The sequence below is a fragment of the Zafaria sp. Z1313 genome, from assembly GCF_050563205.1.
Lineage (GTDB): Bacteria > Actinomycetota > Actinomycetes > Actinomycetales > Micrococcaceae > JAZDCJ01.
Map to the genome: position 1 here is coordinate 242,067 of NZ_JBNWUK010000001.1, position 12,413 is coordinate 254,479.

The 12,413-nt window shown below is 70.9% G+C and carries 5 protein-coding genes; all 5 read right to left on the reverse strand.

Features of this window, described 5'->3' with window-relative positions:
* Positions 1-75: 75 nt before the first annotated feature.
* The 5 genes from ACQ3I4_RS01135 to ACQ3I4_RS01155 all read right to left on the reverse strand — a co-directional run bounded on the left by ACQ3I4_RS01135 (position 76) and on the right by ACQ3I4_RS01155 (position 12,335).
* A complete protein-coding gene (locus ACQ3I4_RS01135) occupies positions 76-5,274 on the reverse strand; it encodes a peroxidase family protein (protein WP_430632656.1) in 5,199 nt (1,732 codons plus the stop codon).
* Positions 5,275-5,607: 333 nt separating this feature from the next.
* A complete protein-coding gene (locus tag ACQ3I4_RS01140; RefSeq protein WP_329859818.1) occupies positions 5,608-7,374 on the reverse strand; it encodes an acetyl/propionyl/methylcrotonyl-CoA carboxylase subunit alpha in 1,767 nt (588 codons plus the stop codon).
* Between the two features lie 117 nt (positions 7,375-7,491).
* Positions 7,492-8,172, reverse strand: a complete 681-nt coding sequence (locus tag ACQ3I4_RS01145; RefSeq protein WP_329859819.1) for a Maf family protein — start codon at positions 8,170-8,172, stop codon at positions 7,492-7,494.
* Positions 8,169-11,657 (reverse strand): MMPL family transporter, encoded by a 3,489-nt coding sequence (locus tag ACQ3I4_RS01150; RefSeq protein ID WP_430632657.1) that lies wholly within the window; start codon positions 11,655-11,657, stop codon positions 8,169-8,171. Before ACQ3I4_RS01150 ends, ACQ3I4_RS01145 begins: the two co-directional genes overlap by 4 nt.
* Positions 11,658-11,660: 3 nt before the next feature.
* On the reverse strand, positions 11,661-12,335 hold the full coding sequence (locus ACQ3I4_RS01155; RefSeq protein WP_430632658.1) for a TetR/AcrR family transcriptional regulator: 675 nt from the start codon (positions 12,333-12,335) through the stop codon (positions 11,661-11,663).
* Positions 12,336-12,413 lie beyond the last annotated feature (78 nt).

Genomic DNA, 12,413 nt, shown 5'->3' on the forward strand with positions numbered 1-12,413 from the left:
GAGGGGATGGGCTTTAGTGGGGGGTGTGGGGGGGGTCGGGTTTTCCCCCCCCCCCCCCCCCCCCCACCACCCGGGTCAGAAGTCCGCTCCGGCTCCCAGCGTCGGAGGCGTCGAGTCCAGTTCACTGGTCTCGCCGCTGCTCGCGTCCGAGACCCCCTGTTGGGGGCCGTCGTCCGTGGCCACGACCGACACGACCTGGACCTGCTGCCCGTCCTCCGTCGCGCCGATCTCGAACTCGCCCGAGTCGTTGCTCTGGGTCGTGATCGCGACCTCGTTGCCGGCTCCGTCCAGGGCGATGACCTGGAGTTCGAAGACCGCCGGGCCGTCGACGTCGACCGTGGCCGTGAGGGTGTCGCCCTCGGCCGGCGTGCCGATGTCGTTGGTGGTGACGGTCAGCGGCGTGAGGTCGGTCACCTCGAGCGTTGCCGTGTCGATCGGCGGCTCATCCGCGAACTGGATGAACTCGACGTTGCGGAGGTAGTGCGTGTTCTCCTCCGGATTGTCGATGCTTGCCACGACGACGACTCCATCTACGTTGCGCGTGATGGTGAAGTCTGCGCGCGGTGCGTCGATGAGGACGGTGTCGGTGCCATTGAGCGCGGCGTCGACGTTCTGCAGCTGGCGGACGATCTCCAGATCAGCCGGGCTGATCTGGCCCGAGAAGATCAGGTTCTGGAAGTCGCCCACGTTGTTCGTCACGAGCGTCCCGTTGTTTCCGTCGGGGCCGCTCACCGCGACGTCGAGCCAGGCGTCGCCGTCGATGAAGTTGGTCCCGGATCGCGGTTCGATCAGGTCGTTGCCGGGTCCGCCGAGGAGGATGTTGTTGTTCATGTCCTCGTCGGTGAACGGAGCGCCGACCATAAACCGCTCCGAGTAGTCCTGGGCACCTCCGGTGAGCAGGTCCCGCAGCCCACCGATGCGGTTCAGGTGCTCTTCCGTGAGCCGGTGCCCGTAACCGAGCTGGTTGATCTCGGGATCGACGAACGCGTCCACGTTGTTGTTGCCGCGGACGACGTCGTTGCCGAAGCCGCCCGACCAGCCCTCGACCTGCAGGTAGCGGGACATGATCGCCGACTCCGGACCGGGCACGATCATGATCGTGTCCATGTCCGCCACGACGGGACGCGTGCTGCCGTCGAACGTCACCCAGTCGAAGCCGAGCATGCCGCCGAAGCGGTCGGTGCCCGGGCCGCCGACCATGATGTCGTCGCCGCCTTCGGCGTCGTGGTCGTTGTTGCCGGTCCGGCCCACGAGGACGTCGTGTCCGCCGTGGTAGAGGCCCGGATCGTTCTGCATCGTGTTGCTGAGGTCGCCCACGAGCAGGTCGGCGTTGTTGCCGCCGTCGATCCAGTCGTCGCCCTCGTCGCCCCGGAGGTTGTCGCGTCCGGAGGAGCCGAGGATGAAGTCGTCGTCCAGGCCGCCGAACACCGTGGAGGCGTCATGGCCGCCCAGGATGTAGTCGGTGCCCGATCCGCCGAAGAGCAGGTCGTCGATGCCGGGACCGCCGTTGATGGCGTCGTTGCCGGCCTCGCCCTGGATCCTGTCGTCGCCGTGGAGGTCGGTCAGGATGTCGTCGCCGTCGCCGCCCATGATGGCGTCGTTGCCGTCGTCGCCCTCGATCCGGTCGTTCCCCGCGAGGCCCCAGATGGAGTCGTCGCCGAGGCCACCGCGGATGATGTCGTGGCCCACGGTGCCGTCGCTTCCGTCGGTGCCCTGGATGGTGACGTGGTCGCCTTCCGTGAAGCGCCAGCCGTCGACTGCGTTGCCGGTCAGGCCCGCCGCGTTGAGCTCGGCCTGCGAGTCGCGCAGATCGAAGGTGATCTGCGGGGCCGCGAACACGTCGTGCGGCACGCGGTCCGCATCGGTGTTGCGGAGCACGATCTGGGACAGGGAATTCGCCTCCAGCGTGTGGAAGAGCGAGTTGCCCAGATTACGCGTCAGGTAGTAGAACCGGTCGCCGTTCTGCAGGTCCTCGAGCTGCTTCTCGAAGACGTAGTTGAACGTCGAGCCGAGCATGCCGCCGAAGACGAACGGCTTCTCGGCGAGGCCGCCCATCCACAGGTCCACGCCGCTGAGCCCTGTTTCCGCGGCCGGGGCGTTCATAAACGCCTCGTCGAGGGAGAGGGCCGTGCCGGCCGCCCGCCGCTCGGCGAGCGTCGCGGTCTCCGGCAGCGTCGGATGGACGCCGTAGGCCGCGATGAAGTTGGCGATCGACTCGGGGTTCTTCATCGAGAGGCGGAAGTCCTCCCAGCTCTCGTAGGGCTCGAGCTGCGGATCCCGGGTCTCGGCGAAGATCGTCGCGCGTGCCGCCTGCAGTCCGGGCGTTCCCGTCTCCCGGGCGCGCACCATGTTGATGGTCGCCAGGTCGAGCGGGAGGCCGAGCAGCTGGTTGCGCAGCACGTGGGTCACGAACTCGTCGACACCGTTGGCGGTCTGGTTGGCCAGGCCCTTGATGATGCCGCCGGCGGACTCGTTCGCCGTCAGGATCGTTCCCGATCCGTCCGGTGCGGTGTTGAACGCCGCCGGGTTGAGGAACGCGTCGAAGAGCGCCATCTCGTGGATCTCGCCGTCGTACTCCCGCGGCACCGACTCGCGGAGCATCGAGTGGCCGAAACGGTAGACCGCGTGGGCGAACTCCGCGACGATGGCGGAATCGACGTCCGGCTGGTATGAGTTCTCGTTGAGCACGGTGGTGTCGATGTTCGGCTGGATCCGGCGGGCGAATTCCTCGAAGACGAGGTGCTGGTACTGCATCTCGGTGAAGAACCGGGCCGCCTGGAAGAGCCGCTCGCCGTAGTTCCAGAAGCCGTCGGCCTCGAAGCGTTCGAGGAGCTCCTGCCCGCTCTCGTTGCCGTCGACGGCCAGTTCCGTCTCCAGGACATCCTGGATCTGGTCCATGACCCGGTTGTGCTCGGCGTGGAACACGTGGTGCACGGCGGTCAGGCCGATGTTCTCGTTGCCGCGGCCGTCGCCCGTGATGAAGTGGGCGTCGAGGGCGACGTTGTCGTAGCCCGGGATCGTCGGTCCGTCCGGATCGGCGGGGTCCGGGACGTCGGGTCCCGGCGTGGCGCCGTGGGCGATGTCGTCCAGGAAGGACGCGTTCGCCGTCAGGCCCGTCGTCTCCAGCAGGCCGTCCTCCGGGCCATTGAGGGCCAGGGGAACCCCGGCCTCCCGCAGCTCCGTGCCGCCGTTGCCGTCCTCGAAGGCCAGCTGCGCGCGGCCTTCGGGGCCGAGCAGCAGATGCCCGTAGGGGTCGGTCGCGATGAGCGGAACGTCGAGGACGTCGAAGTCCTCGAGGTCGATGCCCAGGATGTCGCGGGCCTGCTTCTTGACGTCGGCCCACGTGGGCAGGCCCTCCACGGGCGCGCCCTCGGAGTTCGTGCCGTTGAGGATCCGGCCGGTCGGGACCGGCGATCCGTTCCCGTCCAGCGTGTACTCCCGCAGGAACGCCTGGTGCGACGCGTGCGAGGTGTAGGTCTGGTTCTGGTCGACGAACGGCGTCGTGCGGTTGATGTGCTCGCGACCGCCATCGGTGTCGTCGATCGTGCCGCGGGACAGCGTCAGGAAGTTCGTTGACGCGCCGGGCCGGTACAGCGGGTCGTCCGGGTTCAGCGGGACGACGACGGTGCCGTTGCCGCCCTTGTTGATGAGGTCGAGCCCGTGGTCGAAGAACTGCCCGAAGATCACGAACAGGCTCGTCGCGGAGGCCGAGAGGCCCTCGTCCGTGGCGATGTCCGGGATCTGGATGTGGGTTCCCTCGAGCAGGTTCCGGATCTGGGTCTCGGTGGCCGTCGTCAAGACGCCCGTACCGCCCAGGTGGATGACCCGGTCGGGGTTGAGCCTCTGGAGCTCGGCGACCAGCGATGGATCCAGGGTGGCTCCGGGGCGGCTCAGCAGGACGGGGCCTTCCCGCAGTCCCGCGACCGGAGCCGCGGCAAGCGCGTCGGGGAAGTTCGTCCCGATGGCGATGTACACCGTCGTGGTCGTGTCCGGGTAGTTGGCCTGGGAGATGGCCAGCATCGTCTCGTACCGGTCGATTCCGGCGAGCCGGGTGACCGTCCCGGTCGTGAACGCGCCGAGGGCGGTCTGGACGGCCGGAGTGACGACTCCCGGTCCACCGACGATGACGATCTCCTGCGGCTGCAGGCGCTGCAGCTCGGCGATGGTCGCGGGCGGCAGGACCCCCGGCCGCGTCAGGAGGATCGGGTGTCCGTCGCGGGCGGCCGGAGCGGCCGCCGCGAGGGAGTCGGGGAAGTTCCCGCCGAAGGCGATGTAGACGCGTCCGACGCCGGGATTGAAGGCATGGGCGCTGATCGCCGCCGCGGTCTCGTAGCGGTCGGCGCCGGCGACCCGGTTGACCGCACCCTCGGTGTAGTTTCCGAGGAGGGACTCGACGGTCACCGACACGGCGCCCGTCCCACCGACGATCGTGATGCTCTGCGGTTCCAGACGGAGCAGTTCGGCCGCCGTCTCCGGCGGGATCACTCCCGGCCGGACCAGCAGCAGGGGCGCGAAGTCCGAACGCGCCGCCGGCCCGGCAGCGAGGCTGTCGGGGAAGTTCTCACCGTTGGCGATGTTGACGGTCGGTACGCCCGCATCGAAGTTGCTCTGGCTGATGACCGCCGCCGTGCCATAGCGGTTTTCGCCCGCAAGGCGCCGAATGACGGCCCCGTTCTCGACCCCTGCGCCGTCGACGCGGTCCATGACCTCGACCGCGGCCGGGTTGGCCGTGGTCTGGTCGACGATGAGGTTGGAGATGGTCCGCGGACGGGTGTCGAACACGAATCCGTCGGTCTGTTCGTAGCTCGTGATGGTGCCGGGGGTGCCGAAGGGATTCCCGGGGATGCCGAACGGCACCGGGCCGGCGGTGATGTAGTCCGGTGTCAGCAGCCGCGGGAACACCCGGTTGGCGGTTCCGTAGCCGTCCTGGCCCGGCAGCAGGTTGTTCCACCGGCCGTCCACGGTCCGCAGGCCGTACGGCATGGTCGCCGTTCCAACGCAGTAGCCGCGATCGGAGTCGTTCAGGCCGCGCTGGTCGGTGTAGGTCTGCGAATTGATGTGGAACTGGCGGGAAGCCGTGTCGCACAAGGGCGAGGCGTCCTGGTTGCGGGTCCACTGCTTGGCGTGGTCCTCGGCGATGTCGATCTGCTTGATGATGAATTCCAGGTCGCCCTGCGTGACGTTGAAGTCCTGTCCTGGAGGTGGTGCGGCGGTTGCCGCTGCGAGTGGTGCGAGTGCGCCCGTGGCTATCAATGCCGTGGCAGCCGCGAACACCCCCAGTTTTCGGGCCGGTGATACCGGTCCCCTCCCCAATTTCTTCACTTTTAACTCCCCATTGAGCGTCGGCCGAGGGCGCTTTTTCGCCCGGTGGCCGGGTGATCCCCAAGAGCTCGTCCCGTCAACGGCCCCAAGCCATGGACGGGTTTTCCCCCGAGTGGGGTTAACTATCGTTCGTCCGGGAATCTTTGTAAAGGATCGGATTTGACAATCGGGTGGGTGGTTCGCTAGACGAATCAATCCGGGTCGAGGAGGGCGCGCGAAAGGGGGAGGACGACGGCGGTGCCGGCACCGCCGTCGTCCTCCCCCCTGGTGGGTCCCCGCCAGGCGTCAGTCGCTGATCGTGGCCAGGACGGCGCCCGCGGACACGGTTTCCCCCGGTGCTGCGCTCAGCCCGGACACCGTTCCGGCCTTGTGGGCCGTGAGGGGCTGCTCCATCTTCATGGCCTCGAGGACCACGATCAGATCGCCCTCCGAGACCTGGTCCCCGTCCGCGACGGCGACTTTGACAATGGTTCCCTGCATGGGCGACTCGAGGTCGTCCCCGGACGCCCCGGCGGAGGCGCCGGAGCGCAGGCCGCGCCGCTTCTTCGGCTTGGCCGTGGCGCGTCCGTTGGACGAGCCGCCGAGCCCGGCGGGAAGGACCACCTCGAGGCGCTTGCCGCCGACCTCGACCGTGACCTTGCGGCGCTCGCCGGCGCCCTCGGCCTCGTCGGCGCCCGTCGGCGACCAGGGCTGGATCGTGTTCTCGAACGCCGTCTCGATCCAGCGGGTGTGCACGCTGAACGGGCCCTCGGACGGCACGAACGCCTCGTCCGCCATCACGGCGCGGTGGAAGGGCACGACCGTCGGCATGCCCTCGACGACGAGCTCATCCAGGGCGCGCCGGGCCCGCGCGGCGGCCTGGGCCCGGGTGGAGCCGGAGACGATGAGCTTGGCGATCATCGAGTCGAAGTTCCCGGACACGGACTCGCCCTCCTCGACGCCCGTGTCCACACGGACCCCCGGGCCGCTCGGGAAGCGAAGGGTCGCCAGCGTGCCGGGCGCCGGCATGAAGTTCCGGCCCGCGTCCTCCCCGTTGATGCGGAACTCGAAGGAGTGGCCGCGCACCTCGGGGTCGAGGTAGCCGAGCTCCTCGCCGCGGGCCAGGCGGAACTGCTCGCGGACCAGGTCGATCCCCGTGACCTCCTCGGTGACCGGGTGCTCGACCTGCAGGCGCGTGTTGACCTCGAGGAAGGAGATGACGCCGTCCTGGCCGACGAGGAACTCGCACGTGCCCGCGCCGACGTATCCGGCCTCGCGCAGGATGGCCTTGGAGGCCTCGTAGAGACGCCGGTTCTGCTCGTCGCTCAGGAACGGCGCGGGGGCCTCCTCGACGAGCTTCTGGTTGCGGCGCTGCAGGGAGCAGTCGCGCGTGGAGACGACGACGACGGTGCCGTGGGCGTCGGCGAGGCACTGGGTCTCGACGTGGCGCGGGGCATCGAGGAAGCGCTCGATGAAGCATTCGCCGCGGCCGAACGCCGCGGTGGCCTCGCGGACCGCCGACTCGTAGAGCTCGGGGATCTCCTCGCGGGAGCGGGCGACCTTGATGCCGCGTCCTCCGCCGCCGTACGCGGCCTTGATGGCCAGCGGGAGGCCGTGGTGGTCCGCGAACTCGAGCACCTCGCGGGTGCTCGTGACGGGGTCCTTGGTGCCGGGCACGAGAGGTGCACCGACGCGCTCGGCGATGTGTCGGGCCTGCACCTTGTCGCCGAGCTGGGCGATCGCGGCCGGCGGCGGGCCGATCCAGGTCAGGCCCGCGTCGATGACGGCCTGCGCGAAGTCCGCGTTCTCGGAGAGGAAGCCGTAGCCCGGGTGCACGGAGTCGGCCCCGGACTGCTCGGCGGCGGCGAGGATCTTCTCGATCACCAGGTAGGACTCGGCGGCCGTCGAGCCGCCGAGGGCGTAGGCCTCGTCGGCGAGCCGGACGTGGAGCGCCTCGCGGTCCGGCTCGGCGTAGACGGCGACCGAGGCGATGCCCTCGTCGCGGGCCGCGCGGATCACGCGGACGGCGATTTCTCCGCGGTTGGCGATCAGGACCTTGCTCAAACGGGCCATGGCGGTGTGTTCTCCTTCGCTTAACTGAAAGGAGCCTACCCGCGCTTGTGGGGTTTCAACGCAGTATCCCCGCCCAAGCCGTGCGTCGCCGGCGAATCTTTGTAGGGACCCTACAAGTCAGCGCTCTTCGGAGACCCAGAGCTCCGTGACGCCGAGGGCCGCGGAGGCCAGGAGGGAGCGGAGCGTGGAGACGGATAGCCCGACGACGGCGTGCGGGTCGCCCTCGATGCCGCGCAGGAACGCGGCGCCCCGCCCGTCGATCGTGAACGCCCCCGCGCACGGCAGCGGCTCGCCCGTGGCGACGTAGGCCTCGATCTCGGCGTCGGAGACGTCCTCGAAGTGCACGGTCGCCGAGGCGACGGCCCCGAGCGTCGCCCCCGTTCCGCCGTCGTCCTCTTCGGTGGAGCGGTTGTCGATGAGCCAGTGGCCCGTGTGCAGGACGCCGGAGCGGCCGCGCATGGCCTCCCAGCGCCGCGTCGCGACCTCGGCCGTGTACGGCTTGCCGAACGCCTCGCCGTCGAACTCGAACACGGAGTCGCAGCCCAGCACGACGGCGCCGTCGGCCGCGTCGAGCGTCGCGACGGCCTCCGCCTTGGCCCGGGCCAGCGTCAGTGCCGTGTCGTGCGGATCCAGGGGCCCGTGCAGCTGGACGGCCGCGGCGAGCGCGGCGTCCTCGTCGACGTCGGAGACGACGACGTCGAAGCCGATCCCCGCGTCGCGCAGGATGCGGGCCCGTCCGGGCGAGGCGGAGGCGAGGACGAGGAGCGCCTCGCCGGCGGTGTCGCTGTCATGGCTCATGCCTGAACCCTAGCCGTCCCGTGGGCCGGCGTCGCGGACTCCTCGTCGAAGGGGAACCAGTCGTTGCCGCCGTCGGAGTCCCCGTCCGGTCCCCCGTCCCCGCCGGGGCCGCCGTCCGGCCCGGAGCCCGGTCCGCCGTCGCCGCGCGGCCCGGGCGCGGCCGGCCCCACCGCGGAGAGCTTGGCGCCCTCGACGTCGACGTCCGGCAGGATCCGGTCGAGCCACCGCGGGATGTACCAGGCCTTGGCGCCGAGGAGGTGCATCACGGCCGGGGTGATCGTCATCCGCACCACGAACGCATCCACGAGCACGCCCACGGCGAGGGCGAAGCCGATCGGGCGGATCATCGTCAGGTGGGAGAAGACGAATCCCGCGAAGACGCTCGTCATGATGAGCGCCGCGGCCGTGACGACCGGCGCCGCGTGGGAGAAGCCCGAGCGCACGGCGGCCCGCGGATCCTCGCCGTGGGCGAACGACTCGCGCATCCCGGAGACGAGGAACACCTGGTAGTCCATCGCGAGGCCGAACAGGATGCCCGTGAGCAGGATCGGCAGGAAGCTCATGATCGGTCCCGGCGTGTGGACGTTGAACACCCCGCCGAGCCAGCCCCACTGGTACACCGCCACCGTGGCGCCGAAGGCCGCGGCGAGCGAGAGCAGGAACCCGGCGGTGGCCAGGAGCGGCACGACGACGGAGCGGAAGACCAGCAGGAGCAGCACGAGCGAGAGCCCGATCACGATCCCGAGGTAGGCCGGGAGCACGGAGGCCAGTTTCTCCGAGACATCGATCTGCGCCGCGACCTGTCCCGTCAGGGCGATCTGCGCGCCCGTGGACTCCTCGATGGCACCGGCGGCGTCGCGGATCGTGTGCACGAGCTGCTCGGTGGCCTCGCTCGCGGGCCCCTCCTCGGGGATCAGCTGCAGGACCACGAGCGTGTGGTCCTGGTTGAACAGGCCGGGGACGGCGGCGACGATCCCGTCGATCTCCCGCAGCTCGTCGGCCACGTCGAGCGCCGCGTGCGTCGCGCCGTCCTCGTCGAGGCCGGCCGGGAGGTCGGCCAGGACCAGCATGGGGCCGTTGTAGCCGCCGCCGAAGGTCTCGCTGATGGTCTCGTACGCCGCGAGCGCGCTCGAGCCCTCGGCCTCCGCGCTGCCGTCCGGCAGGGCGGTCCGCAGGCCGAGCGCCGGGAGGGCGACGAGCAGCAGGAGCAGCGTGCCGGCGACGGCGGAGACCACCGGGCGGCGCGTCACCAGGGCGCCCCAGCCGCGGGCCCCGTCGTCGTTCTGGTGGCGCGAGGCGGCAGCGCCCGGCGCGGCGGCCTTCGCCCAGGCGCGCTTGCTGATCAGGCGCGTGCCGATGATGGCGAGCAGGGCCGGCGTCAACGTCGTCGCGATCGCGACCGCGACGGCCACGGTGAAGGCGGCCGAGAGGCCCAGGACCGTCAGGAACGGCAGGCCCGGCACGGCCAGTGCCGCGAGGGCGATGATCACGGTCAGGCCGGCGAAGACCACCGCGTTGCCGCTCGTGCCGTTGGCCCGGCCGATGGATTCCTGCATCTCCATGCCGTCGAGGAGCTGGCGGCGGTGGCGGTGCACGATGAACAGGGAGTAGTCGATCCCCACGGCGAGGCCCAGCATGAGGGCCAGCGCGGGGGTGATGGAGGCCATGTCGACGACGGAGGACAGGGCCAGCGTGCCGCCCGCGCCGATCGCGACGCCGAGCACGGCCATCACGAGCGGCAGGCCGGCGGCGATGAGCGTCCCCAGCATGACGAGCAGCACGACGGCGGCGATCGCGATGCCGATGATCTCCGCCACGCCGAAGACCTCGGAGATGTCCTGGACGATCTCCTTCGAGTACAGGGCCTCCACGCCGACGGCGGACGGCGCCCCGGCGACGCGCTGGATCTCCTCCCGGACGTCGGCGGTGAGGGCGTCGGCCTGGCCCGTGAACGTCACGTGGACCGCGGCCGTGGAGCCGTCCTCGGAGACGAAGCGCATGCCCTGGGTCGAGGCCGCCTGGCGTTCGCCGAGCGCCAGCTGCGCCCGGCCGTCCGCGAGTTCCGCCTCGCCCTCGCCGAGCTGCCGCTCGGCGTCGGGCAGCTTGGCCTCCTCCGCGTCGAGGCGGGCCTCGCCCGCCGCGAGCTTGGCCGCGTTCTCCTCGATCTCGCGCTCGCCGGCCGCGAGCTTCTCCTCGTTCGCGGCGATCTCGGCGGCGCCGGCGTCAAGCTTGGCTTGGCCTTGGGCCAGCTCGGACCAGCCCGCGGCGAGGCGCCGCTCGTTGGCCGCGATCTCGGCCCGCCCGGCGTCGAGCTTGCGCTTCGCGGCGGCCAGCTCGGCCGCCCCGGCGTCGAGCTCCTTCTTCTTCTCCGCGAGCGTGGCGCGCCCGGCGGCCAGCTCCTTCTCCCCGGCGTCGAGCTGGCGCCCCGCGGCGGTGAGCTCTTGCTGGCCCGCGTGGGCCTGGTCGAGCGCGGCGCGTCCGGAGGCGAGCTCGGCGCGGGCGGCGGCGATCTGCTCGAGCCCGGCCTCGAGGGCCGGGGGAACGGGCAGGCCGGCGTCCTCGAGCGCGGCCTTCTGCTCCTCGAGCGCCGCCTGCTCCGCGTCGAGCGCGGCCTCCGAGTCGTCGAGGAACTGGCGCTGCTCCTGGATGGCCCCCGGAACCTCGGTCAGGGTATCGACGCCGAGGCCCCCGGTGAGCTCCGCGACTCCGGCCTCGAACCCGGCGCGCCCCTGCTTCAGCCGGGACTCGCTCGAGGCGAGCTGGCGCTCACCGGCAGCGAGCTGGGACCGGCCGTCCGCGATCTGCCGTGCTCCGGCGTCGTACTGCCTCTGACCCTGCGCGATCTCGGCCTTGCCGGCGTCGAGCCTGGCCTGGCCGTCATTCAACTCGGCACGGGCGGAACCGAGCTCCGCCCGGCCCTGGGCGAGCTCGGCCCGGCCCGCTTCGAGCTGCGCCCGCCCGTCCTCGAGCTCCGCCCGGCCCTCGGCGAGCCGGGTGCGACCGTCTTCGATCTCCGTGCGGCCCTCGGCGAGCTGGACCCTCCCGTCCTCGAGCTGCGCGCGCCCGTCCTCGAGTTCCGCCTGGCCGTCGGCCAGCTGCTGTCGCGCCTCCTCGACGGCGGGTGCCGCCTCGTCGAGCTGGCGCTGGGCCTCGAAGGGGTCGTTGACCTGGGAGACGTCCCCGAGGCGCTCGAGCTCGGCGAGGGCATCGCTCACGGCCCGCTCCTGCTCGGCCGTGAACGCGGTGCCGTCCAGGGTGCGGTAGACGATCGAGCCCGTGCCGCCCGCGGCCTCGGGGAGCTCGTCCTTGAGCCGGTCCAGGGTGCGCTGGGTCTCCGTGCCCGGGATCGTGAACGTGTTCGAGAGCGTGCCCATGAAGGCGCCGGCGGCCGCGCCGACGCCGAGCAGGAGGGTCGCCCAGACGGCGACGAACCACCAGCGGCGCCGGTAGGCGAGGCGGCCGATGCGGTAGAGGAAGGTGGCCATGTCCTAGGACTCCTGTCCGTGTGCGGGGGCGGAGGGGCGCTGCCCCGTCAATTGCGTGAAGCCGTCGCCGACGAGTGCGAGGGCCTCGGCGAGGTAGCCCTGGAGCGAGCGGAGCGAGGCCTCGGACAGGTCCCGGCCGTGCGTGCGCTGCCAATGGGTGAAGGCCGCCTTGCCCGCCGCCATGATGGTGTGGGCGAAGACCGTGGAGCCCAGGGGGTCCGCGCTCGGGAAGCGCTCGCCGATCGCGGCGAGGAGCTGGTCGGCGCAGTCCTGCCAGGCCTCGAGCTGGAGCCGGTTCAGCTGCGTACCCTCGGCGGCGAGCGCGAAGAGCTCCGCGACGGGGGCGAGGTGTTCGAGGTCCGCGAGCCCGCGCATGGCCTCGACGCCCGCGGAGATGATGGAGAGTCCCTCGCCCTGGTCGTCGATCCGCTGCAGCGCCTGCTGGAGGAAGAGCTCTGTCGGCACGTTCAAGGCGGACTCGACGGAGTGGAAGTAGTTGAAGAAGGTGCGGCGGGAGACGCCGGCCGCCTCGGCGACGCGGTCGGCGGTCAGGCCCTCGAATCCCTCGGAGCGCAGGAGCTCGAGGGCGGCCGAGGCGATGGCGTCGCGCGTGGCGATCTTGTTCTGTTCGCGGCGCGAGGTCGCATTGACGCGTGCCGCGGCGGGGGAGGAGGTCACGAAGTTACACTACGTGCAAGTTTGCACGCCGTGCAATTCCCGGGAGCGTGGCGTGCGTCAACCCCGGCGCGGGCAGGC

What these genes read in the sequence shown, in the direction of transcription:
- ACQ3I4_RS01150 (WP_430632657.1), bottom strand. Translation starts at nt 11,657, where the DNA reads ATGGCCACCTTCCTCTACCGCATCGGCCGCCTCGCCTACCGGCGCCGC.
- ACQ3I4_RS01145 (WP_329859819.1), bottom strand. Translation starts at nt 8,172, where the DNA reads ATGAGCCATGACAGCGACACCGCCGGCGAGGCGCTCCTCGTCCTCGCC.
- ACQ3I4_RS01140 (WP_329859818.1), bottom strand. Translation starts at nt 7,374, where the DNA reads ATGGCCCGTTTGAGCAAGGTCCTGATCGCCAACCGCGGAGAAATCGCC.